Origin of the sequence: Micromonospora sp. A200, from assembly GCF_029893845.1 — a bacterium.
GTDB classification, from domain to species: domain Bacteria; phylum Actinomycetota; class Actinomycetes; order Mycobacteriales; family Micromonosporaceae; genus Micromonospora; species Micromonospora purpureochromogenes.
This window is the reverse complement of the sequence record NZ_JARXXY010000015.1, coordinates 98,013-116,840: the sequence shown is the minus strand read 5'-3', so window position 1 is coordinate 116,840 and position 18,828 is coordinate 98,013. Positions and strand designations below refer to the sequence as shown.

General features: G+C 74.3%; 17 protein-coding genes. 11 read left to right on the top strand and 6 right to left on the bottom strand.

Annotated features, from left to right (window positions below):
- Positions 1-29 precede the first annotated feature (29 nt).
- From M2302_RS16655 to M2302_RS16625, 7 genes are all read left to right on the top strand, one after another.
- Positions 30-527 carry a hypothetical protein gene (locus M2302_RS16655; RefSeq protein WP_154943401.1) on the top strand — a complete coding sequence of 166 codons (498 nt, stop codon included), beginning with the start codon at positions 30-32 and terminating at the stop codon, positions 525-527.
- Positions 528-636: 109 nt separating this feature from the next.
- On the top strand, positions 637-1,200 hold the full coding sequence (locus M2302_RS16650) for a YceD family protein (RefSeq protein ID WP_210777899.1): 564 nt from the start codon (positions 637-639) through the stop codon (positions 1,198-1,200).
- 5 nt (positions 1,201-1,205) lie between these two features.
- Positions 1,206-1,379, top strand: coding sequence for a 50S ribosomal protein L32 (gene rpmF / locus M2302_RS16645; RefSeq protein WP_088646032.1), 174 nt, complete (start codon positions 1,206-1,208; stop codon positions 1,377-1,379).
- A gap of 116 nt (positions 1,380-1,495) precedes the next feature.
- The gene (locus M2302_RS16640; protein WP_280838807.1) at positions 1,496-2,470 is read left to right on the top strand and encodes a phosphate acyltransferase PlsX; all 975 of its coding nucleotides are present in this window, start codon (positions 1,496-1,498) and stop codon (positions 2,468-2,470) included.
- Between the two features lie 52 nt (positions 2,471-2,522).
- Positions 2,523-3,338: a ribonuclease III gene (rnc, locus tag M2302_RS16635; protein WP_280838806.1), complete on the top strand. Its 816-nt coding sequence runs from the start codon at positions 2,523-2,525 to the stop codon at positions 3,336-3,338.
- A complete protein-coding gene (mutM, locus tag M2302_RS16630; RefSeq protein ID WP_280838805.1) occupies positions 3,331-4,188 on the top strand; it encodes a bifunctional DNA-formamidopyrimidine glycosylase/DNA-(apurinic or apyrimidinic site) lyase in 858 nt (285 codons plus the stop codon). The genes rnc and mutM overlap by 8 nt, the downstream gene beginning before the upstream one ends.
- A gap of 227 nt (positions 4,189-4,415) precedes the next feature.
- A complete protein-coding gene (locus M2302_RS16625) occupies positions 4,416-6,620 on the top strand; it encodes an MMPL family transporter (RefSeq protein WP_280838804.1) in 2,205 nt (734 codons plus the stop codon).
- Between the two features lie 45 nt (positions 6,621-6,665).
- Here M2302_RS16625 and M2302_RS16620 read toward each other — a convergent pair whose 3' ends face one another.
- Both M2302_RS16620 and M2302_RS16615 read right to left on the bottom strand, forming a co-directional pair.
- Positions 6,666-7,547 (bottom strand): endo alpha-1,4 polygalactosaminidase, encoded by an 882-nt coding sequence (locus M2302_RS16620; protein WP_280838803.1) that lies wholly within the window; start codon positions 7,545-7,547, stop codon positions 6,666-6,668.
- Positions 7,548-7,677: 130 nt separating this feature from the next.
- Positions 7,678-8,853: a CAP domain-containing protein gene (locus tag M2302_RS16615; protein ID WP_280838802.1), complete on the bottom strand. Its 1,176-nt coding sequence runs from the start codon at positions 8,851-8,853 to the stop codon at positions 7,678-7,680.
- A 358-nt stretch (positions 8,854-9,211) separates the two neighbouring features.
- Here M2302_RS16615 and M2302_RS16610 point away from each other — a divergent pair, with 358 nt between their 5' ends.
- The 3 genes from M2302_RS16610 (at position 9,212) to M2302_RS16600 (ending at position 13,912) form a co-directional block, all read left to right on the top strand.
- Positions 9,212-9,406, top strand: a complete 195-nt coding sequence (locus M2302_RS16610) for a hypothetical protein (protein ID WP_007456482.1) — start codon at positions 9,212-9,214, stop codon at positions 9,404-9,406.
- 274 nt (positions 9,407-9,680) lie between these two features.
- Positions 9,681-13,292, top strand: a complete 3,612-nt coding sequence (gene smc, locus M2302_RS16605; protein WP_280838801.1) for a chromosome segregation protein SMC — start codon at positions 9,681-9,683, stop codon at positions 13,290-13,292.
- A complete protein-coding gene (locus M2302_RS16600) occupies positions 13,292-13,912 on the top strand; it encodes an HAD-IA family hydrolase (RefSeq protein WP_280838800.1) in 621 nt (206 codons plus the stop codon). The genes smc and M2302_RS16600 overlap by 1 nt, the downstream gene beginning before the upstream one ends.
- Before the next feature lie 85 nt (positions 13,913-13,997).
- Here the strand turns inward: M2302_RS16600 and M2302_RS16595 are convergent, their stop codons facing one another.
- Positions 13,998-14,948: a superoxide dismutase gene (locus M2302_RS16595; RefSeq protein ID WP_280838799.1), complete on the bottom strand. Its 951-nt coding sequence runs from the start codon at positions 14,946-14,948 to the stop codon at positions 13,998-14,000.
- Between the two features lie 68 nt (positions 14,949-15,016).
- Here M2302_RS16595 and M2302_RS16590 point away from each other — a divergent pair, with 68 nt between their 5' ends.
- Entirely contained in the window at positions 15,017-16,000 is a 984-nt protein-coding gene (locus M2302_RS16590; protein ID WP_280838798.1) for a helix-turn-helix domain-containing protein, read from the top strand.
- 23 nt (positions 16,001-16,023) lie between these two features.
- On the opposite strand, the gene M2302_RS16585 is transcribed toward M2302_RS16590, so the two are convergent.
- The 3 genes from M2302_RS16585 to M2302_RS16575 are packed head-to-tail and all read right to left on the bottom strand — an operon-like array spanning position 16,024 to position 18,724.
- Complete coding sequence (locus M2302_RS16585) at positions 16,024-16,554, bottom strand: DinB family protein (RefSeq protein WP_280838797.1); 531 nt, start codon at positions 16,552-16,554, stop codon at positions 16,024-16,026.
- A 54-nt stretch (positions 16,555-16,608) separates the two neighbouring features.
- The gene (locus tag M2302_RS16580; RefSeq protein ID WP_280838796.1) at positions 16,609-17,100 is read right to left on the bottom strand and encodes a universal stress protein; all 492 of its coding nucleotides are present in this window, start codon (positions 17,098-17,100) and stop codon (positions 16,609-16,611) included.
- A 4-nt stretch (positions 17,101-17,104) separates the two neighbouring features.
- On the bottom strand, positions 17,105-18,724 hold the full coding sequence (locus M2302_RS16575; protein ID WP_280838795.1) for an MDR family MFS transporter: 1,620 nt from the start codon (positions 18,722-18,724) through the stop codon (positions 17,105-17,107).
- Positions 18,725-18,828: the final 104 nt, after the last annotated feature.

The following is an 18,828-nucleotide window of genomic DNA, read 5'->3' as shown; positions in this document are numbered from 1 at the left end:
CGGCCGACGAACGACAGGAGTGAGGACCGGTGGACCCGCTCGATCGCATCGACGAACTGATCGCCATGGTGGAGCAGGCCCGCTCCGTCCCGATGTCGCGGAACAACTGCATGGTCGACCGGGGCGAGATGATCGCGGTCCTGGACGAGCTGCGCGCCGAACTCCCCGCCGACCTGCGCCGGGCCGCCGCGCTCCTGGAGGAGCGGGACAAGATCATGGAGGCCGGCAAGCGGGAGGCCGACCGGATCATCAGCGAGGGTGAGGCGGAACACGCCCGCCTGGTGTCGGTGAACGAGATCACCGTCTCGGCGGAGCACGAGGGCGCCCGGATCATCGCGGAGGCCCGGGCCGAGGCGCAGCGGCTGCGCGACGAGGTCGACGACTACGTCGACACGGCGCTGGCCAACTTCGAGCAGTTCCTGACCCGGGCGCTGGCCTCGATCGAGCGCGGCCGGGACAAGATGCACGCGCTGCGCGAGATCGGCACCTTCGGTGGGGACGAGGCCGAACGCCCGCTACCCTTCTGAGCGGCACCTCACCAGCCGACACTCGGGGCGGGGGTCGCCCCCGGTTCGACGCTGGGGCGGTCGCCCAGGTAACCTTTTTTGTCGGCCTCTCACCGGCCGGAGTCTGACTATGCCCAAACACTCGCCATCGACACTCAATCCCAGGTCGCCGCTGGTCCTCGACACGAGGGACCTGCCGCGTCGGCCTGGTGCGTTGCGTACGGTCAAGCGGGTCGCCTCGGCACCGGCGGACCTCGGCGTGGAGTTGATCGGCGTGCCGGAGGGCGCGGACCTCGACCTCGACCTGAGGTTGGAGTCGGTGTCCGAGGGCGTGCTCGTCTCCGGGACCATCAGCGGTCCCGTCCGGGGCGAGTGCGGCCGGTGCCTGCGCGCGATCAACGACTCGGTGGTCGTGAACATCCAGGAGCTGTACGCGTACGAGAACAGCACCACGGACGACACGACCGACGAGGACGAGGTGGGCCGGATGCAGGGCGATCTGATCGACCTGGAGCCGGCGCTGCGGGACGCGGTGGTGCTGACGCTGCCGACCAACCCGCTCTGCCGGGAGGACTGCCCAGGACTGTGCCCCGAGTGCGGGGTGCACTGGGACGATCTGCCGGTCGACCACAGCCACCAGCAGATCGACCCGCGTTGGGCGGGCCTGTCGCAACTGAACCGTACAGAGGAGTAGGAACCGTGGCCGTCCCGAAGCGCAAGATGTCGCGCAGCAACACCCGGTCCCGCCGGGCGAACTGGAAGGCGGCCGTGGTCGCGACCGTGGCCTGCCCGCAGTGCAAGTCGCCCAAGCTGCCGCACGCCGCGTGCTCCGTCTGCGGCACGTACAACGGCCGCCAGGTCCTCGAGGTCTGAGACCTGGACGCCGAGTGACGCCCCCGACCACGGGTCGGGTGGCGCGCGCACCCTGGCGATCGCCCGGTGCCCCGGCTCCTTCCGACGCCGGCCGGCCTGCTCCGGCCGGCGTTCCGATGGAGCCGGGCACCGCGCGGATCGCCGTTGACCTCCTCGGCGGGGACGATGCCCCCGCCGTCGTGGTTGACGGCGCTCTGCGAGCCGTACGCGCCGATCCGAACCTGCACCTGCTGCTCGTCGGCCCGACCGAGGTCGCGGCCGCGGTGACGGACGCCCTCACCCCGGCGCAGCGCGCCCGGACGACGGTCCGCCCGGTGCGGGCCGCCGCCGGCCCGGCGCACCACGCGCCGCGCGCCGACAGCACCGTCCGCGCGGCCGTCGCCGCGATCCGCGACGGTGCCGCCGACGCGCTGGTCTCCGCCGGTTCGACCGGCGCCACCGTCTCCGCCGCCGCGCTCGGCTTCGGCCGCTGGGCCGACGTCCGCCGGCCGGCCCTGGTGGCCACCCTGCCGGCCGTCGCCGGCCCGGTGGTCCTGCTCGACGTCGGCGGCTCCCTGGAACCCCGCCCGCTCACCCTCGCCCGGCACGCCGTGCTCGGTGCCGCCTATGCCGCGGTCGCGCACGCCGTCGACCGGCCCCGGGTCGGCCTGCTCTCGGTCGGCACGGAGGCCGGCAAGGGCGACCGTCCCCGCAAGGCCGCCGACGCCCTGCTCACCGCCGCGTCGCTGCCCTGCGGGGCGCGCTACGTCGGCCTGGTCGAGGGGTACGACGTCGCGCTCGGCGCGCGCGCCGACGTGGTGGTCACCGACGGGTTCACCGGTAACGTGCTGCTCAAGGCGATCGAGGGCGCGTACGCGATGGCCGGCGGCCCGCCCGCCGGCGGCGGTGCCCCCCGCGCGGCAGCCCTGCTCGGGGTGGCCGGGACGGTGGTGGTGTGCCACGGCGCCGCCGGAGCCGAGGACATGGCCTCCGGCATCGCCCTCGCCGCCCACCTGTGGCGGCGGAGCGCCAGCGACCGGGTCCGCGCGCTGCTCGACGGCGCCGCCGTCGGGTCGCCGGCCGTGGACCGCACCGACGAGGTACGCCCGTGAGCGCGAGAACGGGGTTCGCGCCCCCGGCAGTCCCGAACGAAGAGGTAGGCACATGACGAACGACAAGCGGCGGCGTGCTCCCGTCGGTCACCTCGAGGCGGCGTTCGGTGTGACGCTCGACCCCGAACTGCTGGAGCGCGCGCTCACCCACCGCTCGTACGCGTACGAGAACGGTGGCCTGCCCACCAACGAGCGGCTGGAGTTCCTCGGCGACTCGGTGCTCGGGGTGGTGATCACCACCGCGCTCTTCCGCAACCACCCGGACCTGCCCGAGGGGCAGCTCGCCAAGCTGCGGGCCAGCGTGGTGAACATGCGCGCGCTGGCCGACGTGGCGCGCGGCCTGGGGCCGGACGGGCTCGGCGCGTACCTGCTGCTGGGCAAGGGCGAGGAGAGCACCGGCGGCCGGGACAAGGCGAGCATCCTCGCCGACACCCTGGAGGCGCTGCTCGGCGCGATCTACCTCGAGTACGGCCTGGAGACCGCCGCGATCGTCATCCACCGGCTCTTCGACCCGCTGATGGCGGAGTCGGCCGGCCGGGGCGCCGCGCTGGACTGGAAGACCAGCCTCCAGGAGCTCACCGCCGCGCTGGGGCTGGGCGTCCCGGAGTACCGCATCGAGGGCACCGGACCGGACCACCTCAAGACCTTCACGGCCTGGGTGGTGGTGGCCGGCAACCGCTACGGCGGGGCCGAGGGGCGCAGCAAGAAGGAGGCCGAGCAGCGGGCGGCCGAGGCGGCCTGGCGGGAGCTGACCGAGCAGGCCGAGAAGGAGCAGGCCGAGCGGGCCGAGCAGGAGCAGGCCGAGCGGGCGGCGGCGGAGGCCGAGGCGGCCACCGACCCGGCCGAGGCGGGGCTGGGCCGTGCCTGAGCTGCCCGAGGTCGAGACGGTCCGGCAGGGCCTGGCCCAGTGGGTCACCGGCCGCCGGATCACCTCGGTCGAGGTACGCCACCCGCGCGCCGTCCGGCGGCACGTCCCCGGCGCGGGCCACTTCGCCGACGTGCTGGCCGGTCGGACGGTCACCGACGTGCGCCGGCGCGGCAAGTACCTCTGGCTCCCGCTGGACAGCGGCGACGCCCTGATCGGCCACCTCGGAATGTCCGGCCAGCTGCTGCTCCAGCCGATCGCGGCGGCCGACGAGCTGCACCTGCGGGTCCGGTTCCGGTTCGCCGACGACGGTCCGGAGCTCCGCTTCGTCGACCAGCGCACCTTCGGTGGCCTCTCGGTCAGCGAGGACGGCGCCGAGCTGCCCGCGGAGATCGCGCACATCGCGCGGGACCCGATGGACGAGGAGTTCTCCGACGCCGGGTTCGTCGCGGCGCTGCGGCGACGGCGTACCGAGGTCAAGCGGGCGCTGCTGGACCAGACGCTGATCTCCGGGGTGGGCAACATCTACGCCGACGAGGCGCTCTGGCGGGCGAAGCTGCACGGCGCCCGCCCGACCGACGCGCTGACCGCGCCGGCGGCCACCCGGCTGCTGGGCCACGTCCGCGACGTCCTCGGCGAGGCGATCAGGCAGGGCGGCACCAGCTTCGACGAGCTCTACGTCAACGTCAACGGCGAGAGCGGCTACTTCGACCGGTCGCTCAACGCGTACGGCCGGGAGGGTGAGCCCTGCCGGCGGTGCGGTACGCCGATCCGGCGCGAGTCGTTCATGAACCGGTCGTCGTTCAGCTGCCCGCGGTGTCAGCCGCGGCCCCGGGGCGCCCTGAAGGGGTGACCCCGAGCGGGCTCGGGGTTGCGCCGGTGTGCCATCCCCGGGCGTCCCGCAGATCCGCCCGGTTTGCCCGGCCGTCCCCTCCGATCACCCGCACGGCCGGCTTTCGCCGGGTCCGGGACGAGCCGGGGCCGATCCCCGATGTCCGCGCCCGCCGTTGTCCTTAGCGTCGACACGGTCGGCAGCGGGCCGACGCGTGGAGGGGGGCCCGGGAGATGGGCAGGAGACCGGTGACGGTGCGGGTGGCGCGGTGGAGCGCCGAGCACCCGTGGCGCGCGATCGCGCTCTGGGTGGTGTTCGTGGCGGTGTGCTTCGTCGGGGGCAACGCCGCCGGCATGAAGGAGGCGACGAGCGCCGACCAGGCGGTGGGGGAGTCCGGCCGCGCCGAGGCGATCGTCACCGAGGGGAACTTCGCCGACCCGGCGGTCGAGAACATCCTGATCACCTCCCGGGCCGGGGCGCTGGACCAGGCCGCGGCGAAGCGCGCGGCGGCCGACGCCGCCGACCGGCTCCGGCAGGTCACCGGGGTCGCGTTGGTGGGCACGCCGGTGCCGTCCCACGACGGCGACGCCCTGCTGCTGCCGATCACCATGTCCGGCGAGCGCGAGGACGCGTCCGACCGGGTGCAGCCGCTGCGCGACGCCACCGCCGAGGTCCAGGCGGCGCACCCGCAGCTGCGCGTCGAGGAGGTCGGCGGGCCGTCGATCAGCCAGGCGCTGGACGAGACGCTGGGCAAGGACTTCAAGCGGGCGGAGCTGCTCAGCCTGCCGGTCACCCTGGCCATCCTGATCGTCGCGTTCGGCGCGCTGATCGCCGCCGGCGTGCCGGTGCTGCTGGCGCTCTCCTCGGTGGCCGCCGCGATGGGGCTGTCCACCCTGGCCTCGCACCTGGTGCCGGCCACCGACACCACGGCCAGCGTGATCCTGCTGATCGGCATGGCCGTCGGCGTCGACTACTCGCTGTTCTACGTCCGCCGGGAACGGGAGGAACGGGCCAAGGGGCGCTCCGGGCTCGACGCGGTGGAGGTCGCGGCGGAGACGTCCGGGCACGCGGTGGTGGTCTCCGGCTTCGCCGTGGTCATCTCGATAGCCGGGCTGCTGCTCGCCAACGACGCGGTCTTCTCCTCTCTCGCGGTCGGCTCGATCCTGGTGGTGGCGGTCGCGGTGACCGGCTCGCTGACCGTGCTGCCGGCGCTGCTGGCCAAGCTCGGCCGCTGGGTCGACCGGCCCCGGGTGCCGCTGCTCTGGCGGCTCACCGCCCCGCGTACCGGGCCGGACGGTCGGCCGGCGACGCCGCGCTTCTGGCCGGCCGTGCTGCGCCCCGCGCTGCGGGCGCCGCTGGCCACCCTGGTCGTCTCGGTCGGGCTGCTGCTCGCCCTGGCCGCGCCCGCGCTGGGCATGAAGCTGAACTTCCCCGGCATGGAGGACCTGCCGCGCACCACGCCGGCGATGCAGGCGTACGACCGGCTCACCGCCGCCTTCCCGAGCACCGGCACCAGCCACCAGGTGGCCGTGCGGGCGCCCGCCGAGCAGGCCGACCGGGTGCGCGCCGCGCTGAGCGAGCTGGCCGGCCGGGCCGGCGCCGACCCGCTGTTCGCCCCGGTCGAGGCGGACGGCCCGAAGATCGAGGTGTCGGCCGACCGGCGGGTGTCGGTGCTGGAGCTGGCCACCCCATACGCCGGCCGGTCCGACCAGGCGGCGCGCTCGCTGGACGAGCTCCGCGACGACCTGCTGCCGGCGGCGCTCAAGGGCATCCCCGGCGTCGAGTACGCGGTCGGCGGCGAGGTCGCCGGCAACCAGGACTACGCCCGGCACATCGGGGAGAAGCTGCCGATCGTGATGGCCTTCGTGCTGGCGCTGACGTTCGCGGTGATGGTGCTGACGTTCCGTTCGGTGGTCGTCGCGCTCACCTCGATCGTGCTCAACCTGCTCTCCGCCGGCGCCGCGTACGGCCTGCTGGTGCTGGTCTTCCAGGGCACCTGGGCCGAGGGGCTGCTCGGGTTCACCTCGATGGGGGCGATCGTCTCCTGGCTGCCGCTCTTCCTCTTCGTGGTGCTCTTCGGGCTCTCCATGGACTACCACGTCTTCGTGGTCAGCCGGATCCGCGAGGGGGTCCGGGCCGGCATGTCGAACCGCGACGCGGTGGCGTACGGGATCACCTCGTCGGCGGGCGTGGTGACCAGCGCGGCGATCGTCATGGTCGGGGTGTTCGGGATCTTCGCCTCGCTCAGCACGATCGACATGAAGCAGCTCGGCGTCGGGCTGGCCGCCGCGATCCTGCTGGACGCCACGATCATCCGGGCGGTGGTGCTGCCGTCGCTGATGACGCTGCTCGGCGACGCCAACTGGTGGACCCCGCGCTTCCTGCGGCAGAAGGCGGCGGCCCCGCCGGCCGACCCGCCCGCCCCGACCCCGGAGCTGGTCGGCGCCCGCTGAATCCCCGCCGAGGGGCCCCTGCCGCAGCAGGGGCCCCGCGCGGCGTCAGGGGAGCTGGCAGGGGTCGCGCCAGGCGTCCAGCGACCGGTTCTTGCGGATGGAGGCGAAGCCGTACCCGAGGGTGGTCACGCAGAACGTCGCCGTGTGCCCGGTGTACTCGACGTGGAAGACCGGTTTGTCGGCGTCGGCGAACGGCAGCAGCTTGGCGCAGACCTTCAGCCGGACGCACTCCTCGACGACCGCGAAGTCGAAGTCGGGCGCGAGCGCGGCCAGCTGGCCGACGTCGTTCATCAGGCCGGGGGAGAGGTCGAGGGAGCGGGCCAGCACCGCCAGCCGCCGGTTGAACGTCAGTTGTTCGTCGTAGCCGAGCGGGAAGCCGGAGCGGTGGGCGTACCCGTCGGCGTCGGCCAGCGCCACCGCGCCGAAGCCCTTGCCCCGGCAGAGCCGGAACCGGTCGGCCAGCACCGGCTCCAGCACGTCCCACCGGCGTACGTCGAGCCAGCGGCGCTGCGCCCGGCCGGTGGGGGTGCCCCGCACCGCCGTCGGGAAGCGGGTGGCGTCCGGGTCGGTGTCGGCGTACGAGCCGACGTGCACCTGGCAGACCAGCCGGCGGTCCCGCTGGCGCAGCGCGGAGGTCTCGGCGGCGGTGGTCCGTACCGGGTCGAGCAGGAAGACGTCCGCCGCGACGTCGGTGTCGACCGGCCCCTCGAGCTGCCACTGCCACTGCCACCGGTGCGCGTACGCGGTCGGCCACGGCGTCGGCGCGCCCGGCGGGACCAGCGGGGTGTGGCAGGCGGGGGTCAGCAGGGTGAGCGCGACGGCGGCCGGCAGGGCCCGGTGGACGCCGCGCCGGGTCGGCGGTCGCCGGCGCGCGGCGCTCGGCAGCGGCCTGCTCCGCCGCGCGGACGCTGGCAGCCGGATCCGCATCGGCAGCTCCCGGGTCGTCGGGCGGCGACACCGCCCCGCGCCGTCCCGCACGGCGCACCTCACCCGGTCAAACGAGACGCCCCCGCCGACGACGCGGTCGCGTCGTGGACGGGGGCGCTCCCGGTACGCCTCAGCGCGGGGCGGCGAAGACCTGGGTCCAGTACGGCCCGTTGCTGCTCGCCACGCCGACGCCGATCTCGGTGAACGCGCAGTTGAGGATGTTGGCCCGGTGCCCGGAGCTGTTCATCCAGGCGTCCATCACCGCGGCCGGGGTCTTCTGGTTCCAGGCGACGTTCTCGCCGTAGGTGCGCCAGGTGTAGCCGACCCGATCGATCCGGTCACCGGCGTCGCTGCCGTCGCTGCCGGTGTGCGACATGTTCTGGTGGTCGGCCTGGTCCTGGCTGTGCCGCTGGGCGGCCAGCATCAGCTTGTCGTCGGTGCTCACCTTCCCGCAGCCGGCCTTGGCCCGTTCGGCGTTGACCAGGTCGACGACCTGCTGCGCCTGGCTGCCGACGCCGGGGCTGACGGAGTTGGGGGTCGACGCGCTGCTGGTCCGGGTGCTCTGCCGGGACGCGGCCGTGGTCCGCTTCGGCGCGGGTGTCGGCTTGACCGTCCGGCTCGGCGACGGGGTCGGGCGGGCGGTGGTCGGCGTGCCGGTGGGGGAGGCGGTGGCGGCGCCGGCCAGCGCGTCGGCGGGGGTACCGGCGTCCGGCGCCAGCGGGGCGGCGGCGACGGTGTCGTCGACGGAGGCCGGGTCGGCCGCTCCGCCGTCGCCACCGGCCAGCGCCAGAGCGCCCACGCCGAGGCTCACCACCAGCGTGGCGGCCGCGGCGGCGCCGCCGATGACCAGCGGGCGCGGGAACCGGCTCCGCTGCCGGTGCCGGCCCTGCCCCTCGGCCGACGGCTCGGCGTCGACGGCCCGCAGGCCGCCGGTGGCGTGCCGCCAGTCGGCGGGCGGGGCGAACTCGGGAGCGGGCGCGAAGGAGGCGCCGGGCGCATCCGGGTACGCCACCGGGTCGAGGTGACCGTTCGGCGGGCCGGCCGGGGTCCGGTCGGTCCACGCGTACGGCCGGTCGTCCGGTTCGGTACGCCACTGCGCGGTCGGGGCGTCACGCCACTGCGCGGTCGGGGCGTCCGCCAGGTCGTCGCCCGGCTGTCCCGGCTCGTCGCCGAAGAGGTACGCCGAGCGCGGCTCGGGACGGTCGGTCAGCCAGGCCGGCGGCTCGTCGGTGGGCGGTTGCGGGCGCCGGGGGGCGCCGTCCGGGTCGATCGGGTCGGTCCAGCCGTACACGCCTGTCGCCTCCACGGGGTCGGTTGTGGGCCGCGCTGACGCTACGGGTGTGCCCTGAACTGCGGCAACGTGGCTAAGGAAGAGTTAAGGCGATGTCGACTCACGTAGTGACCGTACGCACATTTCCCGGCGTACAGTTAAGGAGTCCGGACAGAGCGTGTCCGAGCCTTGCGGCCCCCCGGCAAGTGGACAGGGTAGACGTGGAGATGATCTACGGCCTGCGTGAACTTGACGAAGAGGGGGGTGTCGGCTCAATATGTAGGTGTCGCCAGTCGCGCCCAGTCATGCCCGGATTATGCCGGCGTGGCAGTCGCGGACAGTTGTTGGGCGCGCGTTGGCCGGCCTTTCCGGCAGCGCATATCAAGGAGTCAGCATGGCGAAAGCCCTCTACGGCCACGTAGGTGCAGCGCCCGACCGGCGTCTGCTCGACGAGGTCACCCGTCTGCGGGCCAGGGTTCAGGCACTCGAGTTCGAGATCACGCGGCTGCGTGCCGACAACGATCGGCTCGCCGCGGCCGCCGCGGAGGCCGACGACCTCCTCCGGCTGGCCGAGCCGGCCCTGACCTGATCCACGGGATCCGGAAAAACTGAATCGCACCACCGCGAAAACGCGCGCCGACACTTATGTGCCGGCGCGCAGCTCTGTCTCCCGTGGTTTTCCGCCCGCAATTTCCCGATCTTGTAGGCGTCGACTCCGCCATTCGCGGTCCGGTCCACGCGCGGTGGCCGTCCCGGGAGGCGGGTCGCGTGCCGACGGGTCGCCGCCGAGGGGTTAGTCTGCGGGTTCACCAGGCTCGCGCAGCCGGCGACGGTACGGCGGCCACCGGACGAGGATCGAGAAGGTGCATCTCAAGAGCCTGACGGTGAAGGGTTTCAAGTCCTTCGCCTCCGCCACGACGCTCAAGCTGGAGCCCGGGATCACCTGCGTGGTCGGCCCGAACGGCTCCGGCAAGTCCAACGTCGTCGACGCCATCGCCTGGGTGCTGGGCGAGCAGGGCGCCAAGGCACTGCGCGGCGGCAAGATGGAGGACGTCATCTTCGCCGGCACCGCCGGGCGGGCGCCGCTGGGCCGGGCCGAGGTCACCCTCACCATCGACAACACCGACGGCGCCCTGCCGATCGAGTACACCGAGGTCTCCATCACCCGCCGGATGTTCCGCTCCGGCGAGAGCGAGTACGAGATCAACGGCGACTCCTGCCGCCTGCTCGACATCCAGGAACTGCTGTCGGACTCCGGCATCGGCCGGGAGATGCACATCATCGTCGGCCAGGGCCGGCTCGACGGGATGCTGCACGCCAAGCCGGAGGACCGGCGGGCGTTCATCGAGGAGGCGGCCGGCGTCCTCAAGCACCGCAAGCGTAAGGAGAAGGCGCTGCGGAAGCTCGACGCGATGCAGGTGAATCTCAACCGCCTGACCGACCTCACCGCCGAGCTGCGCCGCCAGCTCAAGCCGCTGGGCCGGCAGGCCGAGGTGGCCCGGCGGGCCGCCGCCATCCAGGCCAACCTGCGCGACGCCCGGCTGCGGCTGCTCGCCGACGACCTCGCCACCCTGCGCACCACCCTGGACCGGGAGATCGCCGACGAGACCGCGCTGCGCGAGCGGCGCGAGCAGGTCGAGGCCGAACACACCGAGGTGCAGGCCCGCCTGGGCGAGCTGGAGGCGGCCCTGGCCGAGGACGCGCCGCTGCTCGCCGCCGCCCAGGACACCTGGTACAAGCTCTCCGCCCTGCAGGAACGGTTCCGCTCCATCGAGCAGCTCGCCCGGGAACGGCTGCGCCACCTCAGCGCCACCACCGACGACGAGCGGCCCGGCCGCGACCCGGAGCAGCTGGAGGCCGAGTCGCAGCGGGTCCGCGAGCAGGAGGAGGAGCTGCGCGCGGCGCTCACCGACGACCAGATCCGGCTGGCCGAGGCGGTGGAGCACCGGCAGGAGCTGGAACGGCAACTGGCCGCCGCCGAGCGGGAACTGGTCGCCGCCGCCAAGGCGATCGCCGACCGCCGGGAGGGCCTGGCCCGGCTCACCGGCCAGGTCAACTCGGCCCGGGCCCGCACCACCAGCGCCGGCGAGGAGATCGAGCGGCTCGCCGCCGCCCACGCCGACGCGCTGGCCCGCGCCGAGAAGGCCCAGGCCGACCTGGACGCGGTGGCCGAACAGTCCACCGAGGCGGACCGGGACAACGCCGAACTCGACGAGCGGCACGCCGAGGCGGTCGCCGTCCACGAGAAGGCCCAGGCCGCCGTGCGCTCCCTCGCCGACGCCGAGCGGGCCGCCGAGAAGGACGCCGCCACCTGGAAGGCCCGCGAGGAGGCGCTCGCCCTCGGCCTGCGCCGCAAGGACGGCGCGGGCGCGCTGCTGGCCCGCGCCGGCGACGTGCCCGGCCTGCTGGGCAGCCTCGCCAGCCTGCTCACCGTCGCCCCCGGCCACGAGGCGGCCCTCGCCGCCGCCCTCGGCGGGCTCGCCGACGCGGTCGCCGTCAACGGGGTGGACGAGGCCGTCGAGGCGATGCGACTGCTGAAGATCTCCGACGCCGGGCGGGCCGGGCTGCTGGTCGGCAGCCCCGCCGGCCCCGGCATGGACGGCCCGGCCGACGCCCTGCGCCCGAAGCTGCCGGACACCGCCCGCTGGGCGCCCGACCTGGTGGAGTGCGCCGCCGAGATCCGCCCGGCCGTGCACCGGGCGCTGCGCGACGTGGTGCTCGTCGCCGACCTCGCCGCCGCGGCCGAGCTGGTCGCCGGCAACCCGGAACTGCGCGCGGTCACCCCGGACGGCGACGTGGTCGGGGCGTACGCGGCGGCCGGCGGGTCGGCCAAGGCGCCCAGCTACATCGAGGTGCAGGCCGCCGTCGAGGAGGCCCGCACCAATCGGCTCACCGCCGAGCGGACCAGCGGCGAGCTGCGCGACCAGCTGGTCGACGCGCGGGCCGAGGTGGCCGCCGCCAAGGAGGCGGTGCAGCACGCCGCCGCCGCCAAGCGGGAGGCGGAGAGCCACCGCAACGCCGCCGCCCGCCGGCTCGCCGAGCTGGGCGCCGCCGCCCGCTCCGCGAAGGCGGAGACCGATCGGCTCGGCGAGTCCCGCTCCCGCGCCGAGGCGGCCCGTGAACGCGACCTGCTCGCCCTGGCCGAGCTGGAGGAGCGGCTGCGGCTGGCCGAGGACACCCCGCTCGACGCCGAACCCTCCACCGAGGAGCGGGACCAGCTCGCCGCGATGGTGCCCCGGGCCCGGCAGAACGAGATGGAGGTCCGGCTGGCGGTGCGTACCGCCGAGGAGCGGGTCTCCTCGATCGCCGGCCGGGCCGACTCGCTGGCCCGGCAGGCCACCGCCGAGCGGGCGGCGCGCGAACGCGCCGCGGCCCGGCGGGCGGCGCGCACCCGCGGCGCGGCCATCGCCCGGGCCGTGGTGGGCGGCGCCCGCGAGGCGCTCACCCGGCTCACCGCCTCGATCGCCGCAGCCGAGGAGCACCGCGACGCGGTGGCGCGCGAACGCGCCGGCCGCGAGGCCGAACTCCAGGAGGTACGCGGCGCGGCCAAGCGCCTCGGCGCGGAGCTGGAACGGCTGACCAGCCAGGTGCACCGCGACGAGGTGGCCCGCGCCGAGCAGCGGCTGCGCATCGAGCAGTTGGAGGCGAAGGCGGCCGAGGACTTCGGCCTGGACGTGGAGACCCTGGTCGCCGAGTACGGCCCCGACCAGCTCGTCCCACCCACCCAGGTCGACGTGGCGACGGCCGAACGCGACGGCCTGCCGGTGCCCGAGCCGGTCCGCTACGAGCGGCCGGTGCAGGAGAAGCGGGCCGCCAAGGCGGAGCGGGAACTGGCCCTGCTCGGCAAGGTCAACCCGCTGGCGCTGGAGGAGTTCGCCGCGCTGGAGGAGCGCTTCAAGTTCCTCTCCGAGCAGTTGGAGGACCTGAAGGCCACCCGGCGGGACCTGCTCACCGTGGTCAAGGACGTCGACGAACGGATCCTGGAGGTCTTCGCCAGCGCCTTCGAGGACACCGCCCGGGAGTTCGAGCAGGTCTTCACCGTGCTCTTCCCCGGCGGCGAGGGCCGGCTGATCCTCACCGACCCGGAGGACCTGCTCACCACCGGCGTCGAGGTGGAGGCCCGCCCGCCGGGCAAGAAGATCAAGCGGCTGTCGCTGCTCTCCGGCGGCGAGCGGTCGCTGACCGCGGTGGCCATGCTGGTGGCGATCTTCCGCGCCCGGCCCAGCCCGTTCTACATCATGGACGAGGTGGAAGCGGCGCTGGACGACGTGAACCTCGGCAGACTGATCACGCTGCTGGCACAGTTGCGGGAGAAGAGCCAGCTGATCGTCATCACGCACCAGAAGCGGACGATGGAGATCGCCGACGCGCTCTATGGCGTGACCATGCGCAGCGGGGTCACCCAGGTGATCAGCCAACGGCTCAACCGGGCCGACGAGGACGAGCGGCCTGGCCGCGGCGAGGAGAACGGGTAGTGGCTCGGGAACGCGCGACGGCGCTCCTGCTGGACTTCGACGGCGTACTGCGCCGGTGGGACCCGGCGGTGGCCGCCGGTGTCGAGCGGGAGTACGGCCTCTCCGAGGGGGTGCTCGGCGAGATCGCCATGCAGTGGGGGCGGCTCCAGCCGGTGCTGACCGGCCGGGTCAGCCACGCCGAGTGGGTGAGCAGCGTGGCGGACGCGCTGACCGATTCGGTGGGCAGCCCGGAACGGGCCCGCGCCGCCGTCGACCAGTGGCAGCGCTACCGGGGCGAGGTCGACCCGGAGGTGCTGGCGTTCGTCCGGGAGGTCCGCGCGGCGGGCGTCCGGGTCGGGCTGGGCACCAACGCGACCGACCTGCTCGACGCCGACCTCGCCGCGCTCGGCCTGGTCGGCGAGCTGGACGTGGTGGTCAACTCCTCGGTGATCGGCGTGCACAAGCCGGCCAAGGAGTACTTCCAGGCGGCCTGCGACGCGCTGCAGACCCCGCCGGCCCGGGTGCTCTTCGTCGACGACGAGGACTGGGCGGTCCGCGGCGCCCGCGCCGCCGGGCTGTCGGCGCACCGGTGGGGCGGCCTGGCCGACCTGCGCTACCTGCGGGCGGCGCTGGCGTACTGAGGCGGTGGATCGTACGGCCGAGGTGACGGCATCCCCCGCACGGTGATGCCGCCACCTCGACGAGCCGGGGGACCGGTAGAGCCGGTCAGCAGAGCCCCGGCACCCGGGTCACCGTGAACGGCGGCGTCGGCGCGGCCGCGTTGAGCTGACTGTTGACCCAGAGCAGCCGGTCGCCGTCCCGGGCGATGGTGGTCGGCGACTGCGCGAGGGCGGCCGTCCCCGACTGCCGCACCACCCGCGCCGTCCGGCGGTCGGTGTCCAGCAGCGCCACGTTCACCGCGAAGCTCCAGCCGCCCGCGCCGTCGGGGAAGTTCACCACCCCGTGGAGGCGGTCGCCGTCGAGCAGCAGCCCGTCGGCGCCCAGTTGGCCGCCGGCCACCTCGACCACCGTGGCCGTCCGGCCGACCAGGTCCACCCGCCAGAGCCGCTCGCTGCCCGGTTCGCCGGTGCCCTGGTCGGCGACGAGCGCGACCCGGCCGCCGTCGGTGACGACGATCCCGTTGAGGAAGCCCGGGGCGGCCGGGAAGGCCGACGCCGGAACCCACGGGACGAGTTCCCCGACCCGCCCGTCGGTCAGTTCCGCACGCCAGAGCCCGCCGCCCGTCGAGTCGGTGACGTAAACGGCGTCGTCGGTCAGGGCCAGGTCGTTGAGGACCGCGCCGGCGGCCACCCGGCGGGTGACCAGCCTGCCGTCCGGGGCGTGCACGAAGAGGGCGCCGGTGTCCCAGCCGGCGACGAAGATCCGGCCGCGCCGGTCCAGGTGCACCCCGGCGGCCCGGGTACGCCCGTCCGCGCCGGCCGGCAGGAAGGGGCGCAGCTCCGGGTCGCGGACGTTGCCGCGGTAGACCGTCCCGTCGGTGACGCTGGTGACGTACATGGTGCCGTCGCCGGCCACGGCGATCCCCTCGGGCCGCACGCCCGGGTCCCGGGAGACGACGTACGTGTCGGGGCGCGGTTCGGCGGCGTGCGCCCGGGCGGGGACGGCGGTGGTCAGGACGGCGAGGCCGGCGGCGGTCGCGGCGAGCAGGTTCTTCATGGGCCGAGGATCGGGCCGGCCCGCACCGCGCTCCACCCCCTTTCAGCCGGGGCCGAAAGGTGGTTAGCGTGCTCGACGTGATGACCCTGCACCTGAACGCGACGGACCTCAGCCGCACCGTGCTGCGCTCCGCGCCGTCGGTGCTGTTGGAGCTGGGGGCCGCCGGCCAGCGGCTCTTCGAGGCCGCCGTCCCGGAGCACCTCACCGCCTGGCGGGCGGGCACCCGCGCGGCGGTGCGCCCGCAGATGCGCCCCTACCTGGACCTGTGCCGGCTGCCGTGGTGGTTTCCGGACTTCCTCACCCCGCCGAGCCTCGGCAGCGACCTGACGGCCGCCCTGGACGAGGTCGCGGCCACCCCGACGGCGACGCTCGAGGCGGAGCTGCGGCCCCGGATCGAGGCCGGCGACCTGCCGGCGCGCGTCGCCGCCCTCGCCGCGGGGGAGCCGGTCGCCCGGCAGCGGCTCCGGGCGGCGATGGTGGCGTTCCACGAGGTCGCGGTGGCGCCGTACTGGGAGACGATCACGGCGGCGGTGCACGCCGACCGGGCCGTGCGGGGCAGCGCCATGGTGGACGCCGGCATCGAGCGGGTGCTGCGCAACCTCAGCCCCTACCTGTACTGGAAGCCGTGCGGGGAGCGGTACGAGCTGTCGTACGAGTGCGGCTTCGCGAACGAGATCGGGTTGGCGCCCGCCGGTCGGGGCGTCACCCTGGTGCCGTCCTATCTCGTGCCGCGCCCGTGCGTGCTCGACGACCCGACCGGTCCGCTGGTCCTGGCCTATCCCATCCGGCCCTCTCGGCGGGAGCTGACCAGCGGGCAACCCCTGGCGGACCTGCTGGGCCGCACCCGGGCCGCGGTGCTGGGCGCGATCGCCGGCGGGCCGAGCACCTCGCAGGTCGCCCGGACGGTGGGCATCTCCGTCGCCTCCGCCAGCCAGCACACGTCGACCCTGCGCCAGGCCGGGCTGATTGCCACGCAGCAGGCCGGCCCGGCCGTGCTGCACACGCTGACCCCGCTCGGGGAGCATCTCCTGCGGGCCGGGCGCGGCAGCTGACCGACGCCCGGCGGCGGGAGGGGTCAGTCGCCGGTCACCCCGTCGAGGCGCTCGCGGATCAGGTCGGCGTGGCCGTTGTGCCGGGCGTACTCCTCGATCATGTGGACGTACACCCAGCGGACGTTCATCTTGTCGGCGCTGCCGTCGCGGCGCTTGCGCGCGAAGGTCTGGTCCAGCGACAGGTCGGCGGCGGCCTTGCGGGCGGCCTCGACCTCGGCGGCGAAGGTGGCGAAGTCGGCCTCGGCGTCGGCGACGGCGACGGCGTTGAAGTCGGCGTCCGGGTCCTCGTCCGTGCCGTAGATGCCGGCGATGTCCTGCCCGGCGGCCCGGATCCGGAACCACCAGCGCTCCACGTCCGCCATGTGCCGCACCAGCCCGAGCAGAGTCAGCCCGGACGGCTCCACGCTCGGCGTCCTGAGCTGCTCGGCGGTCAGCCCCGCGCACTTGAGCAGCAGCGTCTGCCGGTGGTAGTCGAGCCAGCCCTCCAGCATGGTGCGCTCGTCGCCGACGTACGGTTCGTTGGTCCGGTTGATCTCCGGTGCTCTCCAGGTCATCCGGACATCCTCGTCCTCGGGTACGACACCGGCGACCGGTTATCGCCGTCGGGGTCAGGGCACCACGACGACCGGCCAGCGGCCGGTGCGGACCAGCCGGGTGGCGACGGAGCCGACGAGGCGGTGCCCCGCCTGCTCCGACGCCCCGACCACGACCAGGTCAGCCCGGGTCTCGTCGGCCGCCGCGCACAGCTCGGTGTACGCGTCCCCGCGCCGGCAGAGCAGGGTGACCGGTACGCCGAATTCGTCCGCGCTGCGCCGGCACTCCTGGCGCAGCTCGGCGACCAGCTCGTCGTGGGTGCGCTGCAGCGCGCCGGCGTCCACGCCGGGGATCAGCGTGGTGAAGCCGGGCGGTGCGCTGACGAAGACGACGACCAGGGCGGAGCCCTGCCGGCGGGCCAGGCCGGCGGCGTACCAGGCGGCCCGCTCGGCGGTGCGGGTCCCGTCCACCCCGACGAGCACCACCCGGGGCCCGTCCGTGCCGCGCTCGAACGGCAGCGGACGGGTCTGCGGGCCGTACTGTTCGCGGTCCACCGGTGCGCTCACGGCGTCACTGCCTGATGCCGGTACGAACCACGGCGGCCCCGCCGCCGGCGGCGACGGTCGACTCCCGCTCGACCTCGTCGGCGAGCGGGTCGCCGGTGTGCCGACGCAGCGGCACCTCCCGGATGAAGCAGACCGCGATCAGGGCGATCAGTCCGAACGGCGCGGCGACCAGGAAGATGTCCCCGGCACCGTGGCCGTACGCGGACTCCACGACCAGGCGGATCGGGGCGGGCAGCGTGTGCACGTCGGGCAGGGTGCCGCCGCTGGCGGAGCCGGCGGCCGGGATGCCCAGGCCGGCCAGCCCGTCGGCGATGTAGTCCTTGACCCGGTGCCCGAGCACCGCGCCGAGCGCCGAGACGCCGATCGCGCCGCCGAGGCTGCGGAAGAAGGCGACGGCCGAGCTGGCGGCGCCGAGCTCGTGCGCGCCGACGGTGTTCTGCACGGCCAGCACGAGGTTCTGCATGGTCATGCCGAGCCCGATGCCGATCACCGCCAGGTAGCCGCCGAGCAGCCAGTACGGGGTGTCGTAGCGCAGCGTGCCCATCAGCGCGAAGCCGAGGGTGAGCAGCGCCGAGCCGGCCACCAGGTACCGCTTCCAGCGGCCGGTGCTGGTGATGATCCGGCCGGTGACCGTGGAGGACACCAGCAGGCCGAGGATCATCGGCAGGGTCATCAGGCCGGACATGGTCGGGCTCTCGCCGCGGCTGATCTGGAAGTACTGGCCGAGGAAGACCGACGCGCCGAACATGCCGACGCCGACCGCGATGCTGGCGACGACGGCGAGGGTGATGGTGCGGTTGCGGAACAGGTGCGGCGGGATCATCGGCTCGCTGGCCCGGTTCTCGACCCGGACGGCGAGCACCGCCAGCAGCAGCGCGCCGGCCACCATGGCGGCGGTCTGCCAGGAGAGCCAGGCGTACCGGTCGCCGGCGAGGGTGACCCAGATCAGCAGCAGCGAGACGGCGGCGGTGATCAGGGTGGCGCCCCACCAGTCGATCTTCGCCGCCCGCTTGACCACCGGCAGGTGCAGCGTCTTCTGGAGCACGACCAGGGCGAGGATGGCGAACGGCACGCCGACGTAGAAGCACCAGCGCCAGCCGAGCCAGGAGGTGTCGACGATCACGCCGCCGATCAGCGGGCCGCCGATGGTGCCGACGGCCATCACCGCGCCGAGGTAGCCGCTGTAGCGGCCCCGCTCGCGCGGCGAGATCATCGTCGCCATGATCACCTGCGCCAGCGCGGTGAGGCCGCCGGCGCCCACGCCCTGGAGCACCCGGCAGGCGATCAGCTGCCCGGTGGACTGCGAGAGCCCGGCCAGCACGGAGCCCAGCACGAAGATGGTCAGGGAGAGCTGGACCAGGAGCTTCTTGCTGGTCAGGTCGGCGAGCTTGCCCCAGATCGGGGTGGTCGCGGTGGTCGCCAGCAGCGTCGAGGTGACCACCCACGTGTACGCGGACTGACCACCCTTCAGCTCGGTGATGATCCGCGGCAGCGCGTTCGAGACGACCGTCGAGGAGAGGATGGCGACGAACATGCCCAGCAGCAGGCCGGAGAGGGCCTCCAGGATCTGCCGGTGGGTCATGTCGACGGCGGTCGCCCGGGTGGGCGCTGGCGCCTGGGTCATCGTGACCGCCTCCGGTGGGAGTGGAGAGAAGGAGTTGCCTCGGGCAACCGTAAGATTTGGTTGCCTCAAGCAACAACTTGGTGGGTCGGCGCGGTATTCCGCCG